Annotated in this window: 13 protein-coding genes; 11 read left to right on the plus strand and 2 right to left on the minus strand. The window is 66.3% G+C overall.

Annotated elements, in window-relative coordinates:
* Positions 1-47 precede the first annotated feature (47 nt).
* Positions 48-401, plus strand: a complete 354-nt coding sequence (locus MRBLAR12_RS04370; RefSeq protein ID WP_026538795.1) for an Rv2175c family DNA-binding protein — start codon at positions 48-50, stop codon at positions 399-401.
* Between the two features lie 118 nt (positions 402-519).
* Here the strand turns inward: MRBLAR12_RS04370 and MRBLAR12_RS04375 are convergent, their stop codons facing one another.
* Together MRBLAR12_RS04375 and MRBLAR12_RS04380 are read right to left on the minus strand one after the other, a co-directional pair.
* A complete protein-coding gene (locus tag MRBLAR12_RS04375) occupies positions 520-1,614 on the minus strand; it encodes a polyprenyl synthetase family protein (RefSeq protein WP_229992564.1) in 1,095 nt (364 codons plus the stop codon).
* Positions 1,611-2,138 (minus strand): hypothetical protein, encoded by a 528-nt coding sequence (locus MRBLAR12_RS04380; RefSeq protein WP_229992565.1) that lies wholly within the window; start codon positions 2,136-2,138, stop codon positions 1,611-1,613. Before MRBLAR12_RS04380 ends, MRBLAR12_RS04375 begins: the two co-directional genes overlap by 4 nt.
* A gap of 223 nt (positions 2,139-2,361) precedes the next feature.
* On the opposite strand from MRBLAR12_RS04380, the gene dinB reads away from it, so the two are divergent.
* The 10 genes from dinB (at position 2,362) to murD (ending at position 14,796) form a co-directional block, all read left to right on the plus strand.
* A complete protein-coding gene (dinB, locus tag MRBLAR12_RS04385) occupies positions 2,362-3,510 on the plus strand; it encodes a DNA polymerase IV (protein WP_414645461.1) in 1,149 nt (382 codons plus the stop codon).
* A 317-nt stretch (positions 3,511-3,827) separates the two neighbouring features.
* Positions 3,828-4,199 carry a DUF3040 domain-containing protein gene (locus MRBLAR12_RS04390; RefSeq protein WP_229992566.1) on the plus strand — a complete coding sequence of 124 codons (372 nt, stop codon included), beginning with the start codon at positions 3,828-3,830 and terminating at the stop codon, positions 4,197-4,199.
* A gap of 425 nt (positions 4,200-4,624) precedes the next feature.
* Complete coding sequence (gene mraZ, locus MRBLAR12_RS04395) at positions 4,625-5,053, plus strand: division/cell wall cluster transcriptional repressor MraZ (RefSeq protein WP_090956633.1); 429 nt, start codon at positions 4,625-4,627, stop codon at positions 5,051-5,053.
* Positions 5,054-5,238: 185 nt separating this feature from the next.
* Positions 5,239-6,237: a 16S rRNA (cytosine(1402)-N(4))-methyltransferase RsmH gene (gene rsmH / locus MRBLAR12_RS04400; RefSeq protein WP_229992567.1), complete on the plus strand. Its 999-nt coding sequence runs from the start codon at positions 5,239-5,241 to the stop codon at positions 6,235-6,237.
* A complete protein-coding gene (locus MRBLAR12_RS04405; RefSeq protein ID WP_229992568.1) occupies positions 6,234-6,896 on the plus strand; it encodes a hypothetical protein in 663 nt (220 codons plus the stop codon). Before rsmH ends, MRBLAR12_RS04405 begins: the two co-directional genes overlap by 4 nt.
* Before the next feature lie 41 nt (positions 6,897-6,937).
* Positions 6,938-8,740, plus strand: coding sequence for a peptidoglycan D,D-transpeptidase FtsI family protein (locus MRBLAR12_RS04410; protein WP_229992569.1), 1,803 nt, complete (start codon positions 6,938-6,940; stop codon positions 8,738-8,740).
* 133 nt (positions 8,741-8,873) lie between these two features.
* On the plus strand, positions 8,874-10,535 hold the full coding sequence (locus MRBLAR12_RS04415) for a UDP-N-acetylmuramoyl-L-alanyl-D-glutamate--2,6-diaminopimelate ligase (protein ID WP_229992570.1): 1,662 nt from the start codon (positions 8,874-8,876) through the stop codon (positions 10,533-10,535).
* 6 nt (positions 10,536-10,541) lie between these two features.
* Positions 10,542-12,107: a UDP-N-acetylmuramoyl-tripeptide--D-alanyl-D-alanine ligase gene (locus tag MRBLAR12_RS04420; RefSeq protein ID WP_229992571.1), complete on the plus strand. Its 1,566-nt coding sequence runs from the start codon at positions 10,542-10,544 to the stop codon at positions 12,105-12,107.
* Positions 12,104-13,213: a phospho-N-acetylmuramoyl-pentapeptide-transferase gene (mraY, locus tag MRBLAR12_RS04425; RefSeq protein ID WP_229992572.1), complete on the plus strand. Its 1,110-nt coding sequence runs from the start codon at positions 12,104-12,106 to the stop codon at positions 13,211-13,213. Before MRBLAR12_RS04420 ends, mraY begins: the two co-directional genes overlap by 4 nt.
* Positions 13,195-14,796 (plus strand): UDP-N-acetylmuramoyl-L-alanine--D-glutamate ligase, encoded by a 1,602-nt coding sequence (murD, locus tag MRBLAR12_RS04430; RefSeq protein WP_364743860.1) that lies wholly within the window; start codon positions 13,195-13,197, stop codon positions 14,794-14,796. Before mraY ends, murD begins: the two co-directional genes overlap by 19 nt.
* The last annotated feature ends 2 nt before the right edge of the window (positions 14,797-14,798 follow it).

Consider the following 14,798-nt stretch of genomic DNA (forward strand, 5'->3'; position numbering starts at 1 on the left):
CGCCTGCCGACTAGGCGGCGGGGCACCCGTCGTGGCAATCTTTATGCGTGAGTAATGTAGAAAGCCTCGTGGGCGAATGGCTGCCCCTGCCCGATGTCGCACAGCTTCTGAACGTATCTATTACCAAGGTCCATGCACTTTTGGACGAGCGTGCGCTGGCGGCTGTGAGAATCGGCGACCGGCGCATCCGGTCCGTGCCTGCAGCTTTCATCCAGGACGGGCACGCAGTGGAGAGCCTGAAAGGCACCATTGTTGTCCTCTCGGACGCCGGGTACTCCGATGAGGAACTGATCAACTGGCTCTTTACCCCGGACGAGTCCCTCCGCGGCCGGCCGATCGATGCCCTCCGGGAAGGGCGCAAGACCGAAATCCGACGCAGGGCGCAGTCACTGGCCTGGTAGGAGCCCGCTGGCAGCATCAAGGAGCCGGCAGCATCCCCAAGACGTGCCATGACGGGCCGTGTACAGCGCAAGCCGCTGTGCACGGCCCGCTGCGTTTTGGTCCGGTGTTTCGTTCTGATTAGGCGGCGCGGCTGACCGTGGCCTCTGCCAGCCTGCGGAGCGCGGTCTTGGGCAGCTCCTGAAGCGGCAGGAGGTCCAGGGCGGCGAAGGCCGCCTTGCCGAATTCCTCGATGAGTACCTCGGTGGCCTGGAGCGCACCGCAGTCCACGATGATCCGCCGGATCTCCTCGATGTCCGCGTCGCTGAGATCGGGGCTGCCCAGTTTGGCGTCGATGAACTCTGATTCGGCCGCCGAGGCCTGGTCCAGGGCGAAAGCCACCAAGACCGTGCGCTTGCCCTCACGGAGATCGTCCCCGGCAGGTTTGCCCGTGGTGACGGGGTCGCCGAAGACGCCAAGGACATCGTCCCGCAGCTGGAACGCCTCGCCGAGCGGCAGGGCGAAGGCGGAATAGCCGCGCAGCAGCTCGTCGCCGGCGCCGGCCAGGGCGCCGCCGAGAGCGAGCGGGTGTTCGGTGGAGTACTTGGCCGACTTGAACCGGATGATGGACTGGGCCCGGCTGACTGCCCCGGCGCGGTCCCGCCTGGGCCCGGCGACCTCTTCGAGGATGTCCAGGTACTGCCCGGCCATCACTTCGGCACGCATCAGGTTGAAGATCAGCCGTGCCGGGCTGCCCGAGGCGGCGCGGTGGCCGATTTCCGTGAAGGATTCCTCGCTGAAGGACAGGCAGAGATCCCCGGTCAGGATCGCTGCCGCGTGGCCGAACCGCTCACTGTCCAGCGCCCAGCCCTGGGCCTCGTGCAGTTCAATGAAGCGGCGGTGGACGCTGGGGCCGCCCCGGCGGGTATCCGAGCGGTCAATGATGTCGTCGTGGATCAAGGCCGCAGCCTGGAACAGCTCCAGGGCTGAGCCGGCTGTGACCACCTCGGTGGCGCCTGCCTCCCCGCCCGCGCCACGCCACCCCCAGTAGCACATGAGTGCCCGCAGGCGCTTTCCGCCCGTGACCAGGTTTGAGATCGAGCCCATGAGCGGATCGATGTCCTGGGAGATCGAGGACATGACGGCCTGGCGGCTGGTCAGGAACTCCGTCAGCTGGCCGGCGACGGCGGCCACGTAATCCGCCTGCTCTAGCCTTAGCTGTTCAGCGAGACTCACTTGACGGACTCGGCAGCGACGTTCGCGCCAATCGTGAACGTGGACACGCCTGCTTTCTGCATGACGGAGATGTTCACAGTTTCGTTGTCCCCGCGCAGGAAGTCCTTCGAGGGCAGGGCGCCCACGGTTTCACCGGGTACGGCCTTGAAGCCCTGTGCCTCCAGCGTCTTGGTGTGGAAGGCCAGGACATCTGCGGCAGGGGCGGTGATGCTGCCGACCAGTGCCACGGTTGCCGGCACGGTGGTCTTATCGAAGCTGCTGGAGACCAACTTGGCCCCGGGCATGAGCGGCAGGAGCTTCTGCGGGAAGCCGGGAACCAGCGCGCCAACCGTCGCCGACGTGCCGGGCTGCGCCGAAGGGCTGGGGGGAGCCGTGGTGGAGGACTGCGCAGATGCGGCCGGGTTCGACGCCGACGACGCCGCCGGGCTCGCGGAGCCGGCGGGCGTGCATGCGGCCAAGGCCAATAACGCGCCCGCCGCCGCGATGGCTGCTGCGGCACGTTTGCGCTGTCCAAATACCTTCACAGGGACTTTCCTCCTGGTGTTGAAGCGGAATCAGCCTCCAGTTTAGTCAGTCCCCGGGCATAGGATTGAAGACGTGGGGCCGGACGCAGACAATCAGCAGAGAGTGCAGTCAAATGTGCACCCTCGGGGGCTGCCGAATGCGCAGCCCCACAGCCAGCTTCCCGGCCGCCTGAGCGGGGATTCCCTGCTGGAACTGAGGCGCAGCAGCATCATGCATGTGGACATGGACGCGTTCTTTGTTTCCGTGGAGCTGCGCAGCCGTCCCGAGTTGAAGGGAAGGCCCGTGATTGTGGGCTATCCGGCGGACCGCTCCGTGGTGCTGTCCGCGTCCTACGAGGCCCGGGCGTTCGGCGTCAGATCAGCGATGCCTATGGTGGTGGCGGCACGCATGTGCCCCTCGGCTGTCATTATCGAGCCCCGCCACAAGCTCTACTACGAAGTCTCCGGCCAGATCATGGAAATCTTTGGCTCCATCACCGATCTCGTCGAGCCGCTCAGCGTGGACGAGGCGTTCCTGGACGTCGGGGGAGCCATCCGGCGGCTCGGTCCGCCCCGTGAGATTGGCGAACTGATCCGGGCCCGCGTCTTCCGGGAATTGGGAATCACGGCGTCGGTGGGCATTGCCGCCAGCAAGTTTGTGGCCAAGATCGCTTCCACCCGGTGCAAGCCGGACGGGCTGCTGCTGATCAGGCCCGAGGAAACCGTCCCGTACCTGCACAGCCTTCCCGTCAGTGCGCTGTGGGGCGTCGGCGGCAAGACAGTGGAAGTGCTTGCCCGCAGGGGGATCCGGACGGTGGCAGACGTCGCCGCCTCGCCGCTGCCCTCGCTGCGGAAGCTGCTGGGCGCGTCGGGGGAGCATGTCTACCGGCTCTCCTGGGGCATCGATCCGCGGCCCGTGACGCCGGTCCGGCTGGAAAAGAGCATTGGAGCCGAAGAGACGTTCGCCACTGACACTGCGGATGACGCCCTGCTGCACCGTGAGCTGCTGCGGCTTTCGCACCGGACCGCGGAGCGCCTCCGGGGCGCCGGCATGCACGCCCGCACCGTGGCGCTCAAGCTGCGCTACGCGGACTTTTCCACCATCACCCGCAGCCGCACCGTCAGCACACCGATCGACAGCGCCCAACTTCTTTACGCCGTGGCAGTGCAGCTCCTGGAATCGGTAGGTGAGAGGCCCATGACAGTCCGGCTCGTGGGCATTCGGGCCGAACAGCTGGAAGAGGCTGCCCACGCCCCGCTCCAGCTCAGCCTGGACCGCCGGGACGACAACTGGCGGGCCGCCGAACAAGCCCTCGATGCTGTCACCCGGAAATTCGGCAATAAGTCGGTTCTACCGGCACGGCTCCTGGATCCCGGGGGCCCCCTCGAGTGAGCCCGGCGCAGGGACCGGCGCAGGAATATGGCGGCCCCGCCCCGACAAGGGCTCCAGCGAGGGGTTTCGGACACGGGACAGGGCCTTAAGACTGTCTTTCAGAACAGGCCGCAACAATCTATCCTTATTAATACCTAGGTTTAGGACTACTGGATCGACCGTTCGGGCGACCCGGCCAGCTAAGACCGGCACGGGACTGCTGAATTGCCCCTTTCACCAAGGGCGGTGAATGGGAACCTCTTCGGAATCCCGGGCGTTAGGCGATTAGGGCACTGGATACGTCACGCCCGGACGTTGGCAGACTTGAGGAGGTCGTGATGCCGCTCTCGGAACACGAACAGAAGTTGCTGGAGCAACTTGAGAAGCAGCTGAATGAGGACGACCCAAAGTTTGCAAGCTCGATGGGATCGGTCCCCGGACGCTCTTGGTCCACACGCCACCTCGTCATGGGCGTGCTCGCGACTCTCGCGGGCGTGCTTCTGTTATTGGTCGGCGTGTCCACGCAAATTATCATCGTCGGGGTTGTGGGCTTTGTAGTGATGGGCGCCGGCGTCTATTTCGCCACGATGCGCAGTTCGGCTGTGGGCAGGTCCCGGGCAGCCGGCGGCCGCAAGCAGGGCAAACCCAGGAACTCGTTCATGAGCAACCTTGAACAGCGCTGGGACGAACGGCACGGGGGCGAGTCCTGAACCAATCCGTGACGGCCCCTTAGGCCCTCCACTTTCCGCCACCGGCTCTCCGGGGGACGGCGCGAGACCCGCTTCGGCGGGTCTTTCGCCATTTAAAGCAGAAATTTTGCTCCGGTTCTTGCCCGGGTTCGCCGCGATCGGGCCATAAAAGGGGCGGCGCCGTCGAATTGATTCACCCTGGCGCCGGTCCGAACCGTGAATCGGCCAGGGCGAGTGAGGCAAGCAGGAAAAATCACTCCACTTTCCCCCACCAATCCTGTTTCCCTGCAAATGCTGGGACGAAAGGGGATAAACATCCGCAAATTTGTCTAAACATCCCGGGCGTGTCGTTGACTGTGGAGCGATGTGGAGTAATGTGGAGGGCGTAAGAGGGTAGTTGCAACTCAGGGGACGTTGGACTTTCTAGAACAGACGGGCGGTGGGCCGTGTTTCTCGGCACACATTCGCCGCGTCTGGACGAAAAAGGTCGAATTATCCTCCCCGCGAAGTTCCGCGAGGAACTTGCCAGCGGGCTGGTTCTCACAAGGGGCCAGGAGCGTTGCATCTACGTTTTCAGTGAGGCGGAATTCGGCCGGGTTCACGAGCAGATGCGGGAGGCTCCAATTTCCTCCAAGCAGGCACGTGACTACATCCGTGTTTTCCTCTCTGGAGCCTCGGACGAGGTACCTGACAAGCAGGGGCGCGTGACGATTCCGCCGGCGCTCCGGGAATACGCAGGTCTTGGCCGGGAACTCGCCGTCATTGGCGCAGGTTCCCGCGCGGAGATCTGGGACGCCCAGGCTTGGAGTGAGTACCTGGCCGAAAAGGAAACCGCCTTCTCGGAAACAGACGACGCTATTCCGGGGATTCTCTGAACCCCCACTCATCCACAAGCACACAACGTTCCTTGATCGAGATCTCCAGCCGCCCATCCGGTTGTTGTCCTGGCTCACTTCCCCGGAGCCAGGCCGGCACCGGGTAGGCGCGGATGGGGATCTGGACCAAGGAACGTTGCGTAAGGGCCGCAACCAGCAAACTCCCGCAACGAAAGGACGACGGCATGACTGATCCCGACCAGGCGAAGCCAACGTCCGAACGCCATGTACCGGTCCTCAAGGACCGGTGCATCAATTTGTTGGCCCCTGGCTTCGAGGCTGCCCGGAGCCGCGGCGAGACCCCCGTGGTGATCGACGCGACGCTCGGCATGGGCGGCCACTCCGAGGCCCTCCTGCAGCGCTTTCCCGACCTCCACCTGATCGGCATCGACCGGGACGAGGAAGCCCTGGCCCTGGCGGGGGCGCGTCTGGCGCCCTTCGCGAACCGGACCGACCTCGTTCACGCCGTCTACGACGAAATCCCGGACGTCCTCGCGGACCTGGGCTTCACCGAAGTCCACGGTGTGCTGATGGACCTTGGCGTCTCGTCCCTCCAGCTGGACGAGCGGGAGCGCGGTTTCGCCTACTCCTTTGATGCGCCCCTGGATATGCGGATGGACACCAGCCGCGGCCAGACTGCCGCCGACGTCGTCAACAATTACAGCGAAGAAGAACTCGTCCGGATCATCCGAAAATGGGGCGAGGAGAAGTTCGCCGGCCGCATCGCGAACAGGATCGTGGCCGCGCGTGCCGAAAAGCCCTTCACCACCACCGGCGAACTGGTCGAACAGATCCGGTCCGTGGTGCCCGCCGGTGCCGCCAAGTCCGGCGGCCACCCCGCGAAGCGCACTTTCCAGGCACTCCGGATCGAGGTCAACGAGGAACTGGACGTCCTGGAGCGTGCCATTCCGGCAGCCATCGCGGCCATCGCCCTCGGTGGCCGCGTGGTGGTCATGTCCTACCACTCCCTGGAAGACAAGATCGTCAAGGGCTTCTTCCAGGCCGGGTCGAAGTCCTCGGCCCCGCTCGGCTTCCCGGTCGAGCTCGAAGAGCACAAAGCCGAACTCAAAACCCTGACGAAGGGCACCGAGGTACCTACCGCCGCTGAAATCGCCGAAAACCCCCGTGCAGCCTCCGCCCGGCTGCGCGCCGTCGAACGCATCAAAGCCAGGAGAGCCGCATGAGCACCGCCGCCGTCAACAGCTACCCCGTTGCCCAGGGCGCCACTGCCCGTGCCCTGCCCGGCCTCCGCCCCGGCACTGATCAGACCCGGAAGGCGCGCACTCCGCTTTCTGTGGTCCGCTCCGTGCCCCGCAAGCGCCGCGCACCATTCGTGGTCCTCTGCTTCGGTCTCCTGGCGATTGCCCTCATGGCCGTACTGGTCCTGAACATCTCCGTTTCCTCCGCCCAGTACCAGTTGGTCCAGCTCCGCAGTGAACAGAGCACCCTGACCAAGCAGAACCAGGACCTCACCCAGCAAGTGCAGAACTTCGACGCCCCGCAGAACCTCGCGGCCAAGGCCGCGGAACTGGGCATGGTGGCATCCCTGGCCAAGGGCCAGATCGATCTCTCCACCCTCAGTGTCACCGGCAAGGCCAAACCGGCCGTCAAGGGCGATGCCCCGGGCGCCGTCATCGCCGCACCGGCCGTCGCAGGACAGCTCAACGTCGTTCCGCCTGTCACGGAAAATGAACCGCTGGCCCAGCGCAAGGCGGCGGACACCGTGCCGGCGCCGGCGGCTGCAAAGCCCGCTCCCGCGGCGGCACCTGCAAAGCCCGCTCCCGCGGCGGAGCTCCACGGTGGATCGGTTCCCGCCCCGGCGCAGAAGACCCCCGGGCAGTAACGCTCACTGACCACCAGCAAGGCAAGCAGCAAGGACTCACCGTGGCGAAGAACTCCGGCAAGGCAAGCAAGGCGAAAGCCCCAAACGCCACCCGGCGGCTCCGCTGGGGACTCGGCATCATGCTGGCGCTCCTGCTGGTGGTCGGCGGCAAGCTGTTCATGGTCCAGGGCCTGGACATTGGGGGCATGGCGGAGGCGGCCCTCAATAACCGGCTCACGCCCATAGAGCTGCCCGCGGAGCGCGGCAGTATCCTCGATTCCTCCGGCACGGTCCTGGCCAGCAGCGTCATCCGCTATAACGTCGTGGTGGACCAGACCGTCAACACCAAGACCGACTCGTTCCGCCGGCTCGAAACCATCAAGGGCAAGGACGAACTCGTCAAGGTCACCCGTGACCAGGGCATCTCCGAACTGGCCGGCGTGCTCGGCATGGACCGCGACGCGCTGCGCGATGCCCTGACCGGAACCCAGCGCTACTACATCGTGGCCAAGGACTTGAAACCGGACGTCGAGGACCGGGTGTCCAAGCTGCAGATTCCGGGCATTGTCACCGAAGGCACCAGCAAACGGGTCTACCCCAACGGCTCCGTGGCCGGCGGAATTGTGGGGTTCCTCAAGGACGGCACCACCGGGCAGGCAGGACTCGAACAGACCCAGGACGAGATCCTCAAAGGGACACCCGGCAAGCGCCTGTTCGAAATCGGCGCCGACGGACTGCGCATCCCCGTGGGCGTGGACGAGCTGACGCCGGCGATTAACGGCAAGGACATCAAGCTCACGCTGAATTCGGACCTGCAGTATTTTTCCCAGCAGGCGATTCAAAGCCAAAAAGACAAGCTCGGCGCCGAGTGGGGTGTGATTGTGGTCTCCGACGCCAAGACCGGCAACATCATCGCCATGGCCGATACCGACTCCCCGGATCCCAACGACCCCGGCAAGGTCGCGGCCGAGGACCGCGGCGTCCGGGCCGTCACCGCCTCCTACGAGCCCGGCTCGGTGGAGAAGATGATCACGGCCGCCGCCGCGATCGAAGAAGGCAAGTCCAGCCCGCTGGACACCTTCACCATTCCGCCCACCTACACCGTGGACGGGCAGACCTTCAGCGACGCGTTCGAACACGGCACCGAGCGCCGGACGCTGGCCGGAATTGTCGGCTACTCCATGAACACCGGCACGGTCATGGTGGGCCAGCGCCTGAGCAAGGACCAGCGCCATGACTGGTTGCGGAAGTTCGGGATCGGCGACGCCCCCGACATTGGACTCCCGGCCGAATCCAAGGGCATCCTGACCCCGGCTGACCAGTGGGATGGCCGCCAGCAGTACACCGTCCTCTTCGGCCAGGGCGTCGCCCAATCCACCCTCCAGACCGTCCGGGCCTACCAGAGCATCGCCAACGACGGAGTGATGCTCCAGCCGCGGCTGATCGACAGCTACATCAACCCGGACGGAACCGAGGAAAAAGTCCCGGCCAAGGCCCCGCAGCAGATCGTTTCCAAGGAGACCGCCAAGCAGGTCCGCGACATCCTGGAGAGCGCGGTGACCGAGGGCGAGATCAAGGAGGCCGCGATCGACGGGTACCGCGTGGGCGCCAAGACAGGCACGTCCGAGTCCCCGTGCGACGACGGCAAATCCGGCTTCTGCGGCTTCACGGCCTCCATGGTGGGAATGGCGCCCATGGACAATCCGCGGTTTATTGTTGAGGTGGTCCTGCAACGGCCCAAGGGAAGCATCTACGGAATCACCAACGGACCGGTGTTCCGATCGGTGATGAGCCAGACGCTGCGCACGTTCAACGTCCAGCCCTCCACCGGCGAACCTGCCCGGCTGCCGCAGTACGCCAAGTAGCGCCCGTTCCACCTGGCACCCGGAAGTTACCAGCCGGCGCCACTGCCCAGTGCCTGCCCGCCGGAGCCTATCTCCGTGCGCAGGTCCCGATTCATTCAGTGCCCGATCCACTAGCACCACAACGGAGATCCACTTGTCAGAGCTCACCGCCCCCGATGCTTCCGCGCCGTCCGGCCATGACGCCACCCCGGGCTTTCGGCCCACTGCGGTTGCCGCAGTGCCGCTGTCAGCCATCGGTGCGGCGATCGGCGTCGCCGTTCCCGGGGCATCCAGCTCCGTCCCGGTCACCGGGATCTCCCTGAACTCCCGGTCGGTCCGCCCGGGAGACCTCTACGTGGCCCTGCCCGGCGCCGCACGGCACGGGGCCGACTTCGTGTCCCAGGCCGTCGACGCCGGCGCCGTGGCGGTCCTGACAGACGACGCCGGAGCGCGCCTGCTGGCACTGGCCAATGACATCCCCGTCCCGGTGCTGCTGTCCGCCGAGCCGCGCAGCGTGGTCGGCCGGCTGTCCGCACTCATTTACCAGAGCCGGCCCGACGGCGCCGGGGCGCCGGCCCTCTTCGGCGTGACGGGCACCAACGGCAAGACCACCACCACCTACTTCATCAATGCCCTCTTGCGGGCGCTGGGCAAACGGACCGGGCTGATCGGAACGATTGAGATCCTGGCCGGCGGCGAGCCGATCCCGAGCCTGCTGACCACCCCCGAATCCACGGATGTGCACGCCCTGCTGGCGCTCATGCGCGAACGCGGGCTCGATGCCGCCTCCATGGAAGTTTCCTCGCACGCCGTGTCCTTCCACCGCGTGGACGGCGTGGTGTTCGACGTCGCCGGGTTCACGAACCTCACCCAGGACCACCTGGACCTGCACGGGACCATGGAGGAATACTTCCAGACCAAAGCCCGGCTGTTCACGCCGGAACGCGCCCGCGCCGCGGTGGTGACAATCGACGACGCCTGGGGCCGGAAGCTCGCGGCCGCCGCCGAAATCCCGGTCACAACCCTCGCCGCGGCCGGGACCACCGGCAGCGGGCAGACTGACGCCGACTGGACCGCGGACTGGACTGTGGCCCGGACTGCTCCGCGGGGCCTTGGCTCCGACTTCGTACTCAGGCACCTGGACGGCGCCGAGCTGCGCGTCCACACTGGCCTGCCGGGAGGCTTCAACGTCGCCAACGCAGCACTGGCCACGGTCATGGTGCTCGCCGGCGGCCACGAGCCTGCCGCCGTGCAGGCCGCCCTCGACGCCGCAGACCCCTTCACCGTCGCCGTGCCCGGCCGGATGCAGCTCGTCTCCACGGCCCCGGCGGCCGTGGTGGATTTCGCGCACAACCCCGACGCCCTCGAACGTGCCCTCGAAGCCGTCCGGTCCCCGGAGCCCGGGTCCAAGGTGATCATCGTTTTCGGCGCCACCGGACAACGCGACCAGAGCAAGCGCCCCGCCATGGGGGCCATTGCGGCCCGGCTGGCGGACACCGTAATTGTCAGCGACGACGATCCCCACGACGAGGACGCGGCGGCCATCCGCGCGGACGTCCTTGCCGGGGCCTTGGCGGCCAAGGATGACGAAGGCCTGGACTGCACTGTCCTGGAGGTCTTCCCGCGCGACGCGGCCATCGTGAAGGCCGTAGAGCTCGCCGGAGCCGGGGACACCATCCTCGTGGCCGGGCGCGGGCACGAGGTGTGGCAGGAGGTCAAGGGAGTCAACCTGGCATTGGATGACCGGGTGGAGCTTCGGAACGCCTTGACAGCACGGGGATTCACCGTTCTCGAAGACCACCGGATAGAGTCCTAAACCGAGATGATTGCACTTACAGCGGCGGAAATCGCCGACATAACCAACGGCCGGCTCGCCGCGGAACCGGGAATTACTCCCGCATCCGTGGTGACCGACTCCCGCGAGGCCACGGCGGGTTCCCTCTATGTGGCCAAACCGGGGGAGAACGCCGACGGACACGACTTCGTGGGCGCCGCCTTTGACCGGGGCGCCGTCCTGGCACTCGTCGAGCGCGAAGTCGCCGACGCCGCCGGAACGAACTTTCCCGCCGTCGTCGTTGAGGACGCTGTCCTCGCCATGGGCGCACTGGCTGCTGAATCCGTCCGCCGGATCCGGGCCAGCCGCGCAGCTGCCGGCGCCGCGTTCACGGTGATCGGCATTACCGGTTCCGCCGGCAAGACCACCACGAAAGACCTGCTCGCCGGAATCTTCGCGGCAGCCGGCACTGAAGGCGCCACCGTTGCGCCGCAAGGGTCCTACAACGGCGAGATCGGCGTCCCGCTCACCGTCTTCAAGGCCGACTTCGACACCCGCTACCTCGTCATCGAGATGGGCGCCACGGGTATCGGCCACATCCAATACCTCGCGGACATGGTCCAGCCGGAGATCGGCGTCGTCCTCGGTGTCGGCTCCGCCCATGCCGGAGAATTCGGCGGTATCGACAACATCGCGGTGGCCAAGGGCGAACTCGTGGAGTCGCTCCCGGCCACGGGCACCGCCGTGCTGAACCTGGATGATTCCCGCGTCGCAGCGATGGCCGCCCGGACCCGGGCCCGCGTGCTCGGCTACACCTCCCGCGCGGCCGGCATAGGCCAAGACAACAGCGTCCAGACGGGCATGGCCCAAGCCGATGTGGTGAGGGCAGAGGGTGTGGAACTGAACGCCGACGGCCATCCAGAATTTGAGCTGTTCCTCCCCGGCGACTTGAGCCAGCAAGGACCGACCGAGTACCACGTTGCCGCCAAGCTGATCGGTGCCCATCACATGGCCAACCTCCTCGCGGCTGCGGCCGCGGCGCACGCGGCCGGCATTCCGGGCGCGCAGATCGCCGCCTCGCTCGGTACGCAGGCCGCCGCCAGCCGCTGGCGGATGGAGCGCACGGAGCGTCCCGACGGCGTGACAGTCATCAACGATGCCTACAATGCCAACCCGGAGTCCATGCGGGCGGCACTGCGGACGCTGGCCGAGCTGGGACGCGGCCGCCGCACCTGGGCGGTCCTGGGCGCCATGCTGGAACTCGGCCCGGATTCCATCCGCGAGCACATGGCAGTCGGCACCCAGGTGGTGCGGCTCAACATCTCCCGTCTCGTCGTGGTGGGCCGGGAAGCCCGGTCGCTGTATGTCTCCGCCATCAACGAGGGCTCCTGGGGCGACGAATGTGTTTTCGCCGAGACTGCGGACGAGGCCTACGAGCTCCTTCAAGCCGAGCTCCAGCCCGGCGACCTGGTCCTGTTCAAGTCATCGAACGGCATCGGGCTGCGCCACTTGGGGGATCGGATAGCATTACCCCCACATGCCACCAAGGACTCTCCCGAGCGATCTGCTGAGGGAACTGCCGCCACCGCCACCGAAGGGAGTGCACAGCTGTGATTGCACTGCTGATGGGCGCCGGAATGGCGCTGCTCCTCGCGTTTGTGGGCACCCCGCTGTTTATCCGGTTCCTGGTCCGCAAGGGCTACGGACAATTCATCCGGGACGACGGACCCACCTCCCACCACACCAAGCGCGGCACCCCGACAATGGGCGGCACCGTTGTGGTCGTGGCGGTCCTCGTCAGCTACGGGCTCACGCACCTGATCATGTGGATGATGAACCCGCACTCCCCGGGTCCAAGCGCCTCCGGGCTGCTCCTGCTGTTCCTCATGGTGGGTATGGGGCTGGTCGGCTTCCTGGATGACTTCATCAAGATTTCCAAGCAGCGCAGCCTGGGGCTGGATGCCAAAGCCAAGCTGATCCTCCAGGGTGCCGTGGGCATCATTTTCGCCGTGCTGGCGCTGAACTTCCCCAATGCCGCCGGCCTGACCCCGGCTTCCACCCAGATCTCACTGGTGCGGGATATTCCGTGGCTCAACCTGGCCTTCGCCGGAACCGTGCTCGGCGCCATACTCTTTGTGCTGTGGTCCAACCTGATCGTCACGGCCGCGACCAACGGCGTGAACCTCACCGACGGCCTCGACGGCCTGGCCGCCGGCGCTTCGGTCATGGTGTTCGGGGCGTACACGCTCATGGGCATCTGGCAAAGCAACCAGGCCTGCGGGTCCCCGCGCCAGGCCGGCGGCGGCTGCTACTCCGTCCGCGACCCCCTGGACCTGGCCCTGCTGGCCGCCATCCTGAGCGCGGCGATGGTCGGGTTCCTGTGGTGGAACACCTCGCCCGCGAAAATCTTCATGGGCGACACCGGCTCCCTGGCCATCGGCGGCGCCGTCGCAGCCTTCGCCATCCTGTCCCGCACCGAACTGCTGCTGGCCTTCATCGGCGGGCTCTTCGTCCTCATCACGCTCTCGGTCATCATCCAGGTGGGCTACTTCAAAATCACCAAGGGCAAACGGTTCTTCAAGATGGCACCGCTGCAGCACCACTTCGAGCTCAAAGGCTGGGCCGAAGTCACGGTGGTGGTCCGGTTCTGGATCCTGTGCGGGTTGTTTGTCGCCGCCGGCCTGGGCATCTTCTACGCTGAATGGGTGGTACTCCTGTGACCGGACCGATCCCCGCCCCGCTCACCACCTCACCCCGGCTGCAGGGCCTCACCACGTGGGACTCCGACTGGTCCGGCCTGCGCGTCGTGGTCACCGGCATCGGCGTCTCGGGCTTCGCCGCCGCCGATACCCTGATCGAACTCGGTGCCCGGGTGGTCGTGGTGGACGCCGCGACCAGCGCCAAAGCGCTGGCCCAGGCCGACACGCTCCGCATCGTCGGCGCCGTGGACGTCCTGCTGGGCGAAGAAGCCGTGGAGTCGGTTCCGAAGATCGACGGGCACAAGCCCGACCTCGTTGTCACGTCCCCGGGCTGGCGCCCGGACCAGGCCTTGCTCGCCGCTGCGGCGCGGGCGCACATTCCGGTGTGGGGCGACGTCGAACTCGCCTGGCGGCTCCGCGAACGCAAGGGCCGCAAGACCGCCGACTGGCTGACCATCACCGGCACCAACGGCAAGACCACCACGGTCGGCCTCACCGAGTCCATGCTCCAGGCCGCCGGGCTCAAGGCGATCGCCGTAGGCAACGTCGGGACCCCGATCCTGGACGCCCTGCGCGATCCCGTGGACTACGACGTCTTTGCAGTGGAACTCTCCAGTTTCCAGCTGCACTGGAGCCACTCGGTGTCCCCAGTGGCCAGCGTGTGCCTCAACGTCGCTGAAGACCACGTGGACTGGCACGGTTCGTACGCCTCCTACCTCGCCGACAAGGCCAAGGTCTACGCGAATACGCAGAAGGCCTGCATCTACAACGCCGAGCAGATCGAGACCGAACGCATGGTCGAGGACGCGGACGTGGTGGAAGGCTGCCGGGCCGTGGGCTTCACCACACTGACGCCGGCCATCAGCATGCTTGGGGTCGTGGAGGGGCTGCTGGTGGACCGCGCGTTCATCGCCGAACGCAAGGACAGCGCGGCCGAACTCGCCTCGATTGCTGACCTGGGGTCGGCGGCTCCGCGCCACATGGTGGCGAACGCTCTGGCAGCGGCCGCCCTGGTCCGGGCCTACGGCCTGGCGCCGTCGGCTGTCCGCCAGGGCCTGCTGGACTACCTTCCGGGAGACCACAGGATCCAGCCCGTGGCCCGCCATGAGGGTGTGCTCTGGGTCAATGATTCCAAGGCCACCAACCCGCACGCCGCCGCCGCTGCTTTATCCGCCTTCCAGAACGTGGTGTGGATCGCCGGTGGCTTGTCCAAGGGCGTGAATTACGACTCCTTGATCCAGGAACAGGGCAGCCGGCTCAAAGCCGTGGTCCTGATCGGCGCTGACTCCAGCGATCTGCAGGCCGCACTGAAGCGACACGCGCCGGATGTCCCCGTGATCCTGCCGGCCAAGGGCGAGACTGAAGACGTGCAGACTGCCGTAACGGCCAAAGCCGACGCAGGCCCTTCGCCGATTTTCGGTGAGACTGTGATGGCCCAGGCCGTTGCCTCGGCGGCGCAGCTGGCCGCCTCCGGGGACACTGTGCTGCTCGCGCCGGCGGCTGCTTCCATGGATCAGTTCTCTTCCTATGCTCACCGTGGCGATGCCTTCATCGAAGCTGTCCGCGAGCTCGTGGAAGGGCAGGCTCAGACCAGCGAGGAGTAACA

Origin of the sequence: Arthrobacter sp. LAR12-1-1.1 (genome assembly GCF_040676555.1) — a bacterium.
Classification (GTDB): domain Bacteria; phylum Actinomycetota; class Actinomycetes; order Actinomycetales; family Micrococcaceae; genus Arthrobacter.

Bases quoted from the DNA above. Each gene is read 5' to 3' on its own strand.
- MRBLAR12_RS04390 (WP_229992566.1), top strand. From the start codon at position 3,828: ATGCCGCTCTCGGAACACGAACAGAAGTTGCTGGAGCAACTTGAGAAG.
- murD (WP_364743860.1), top strand. From the start codon at position 13,195: ATGGGTGGTACTCCTGTGACCGGACCGATCCCCGCCCCGCTCACCACC.
- MRBLAR12_RS04405 (WP_229992568.1), top strand. From the start codon at position 6,234: ATGAGCACCGCCGCCGTCAACAGCTACCCCGTTGCCCAGGGCGCCACT.
- MRBLAR12_RS04420 (WP_229992571.1), top strand. From the start codon at position 10,542: ATGATTGCACTTACAGCGGCGGAAATCGCCGACATAACCAACGGCCGG.
- rsmH (WP_229992567.1), top strand. From the start codon at position 5,239: ATGACTGATCCCGACCAGGCGAAGCCAACGTCCGAACGCCATGTACCG.
- dinB (WP_414645461.1), top strand. From the start codon at position 2,362: ATGGACGCGTTCTTTGTTTCCGTGGAGCTGCGCAGCCGTCCCGAGTTG.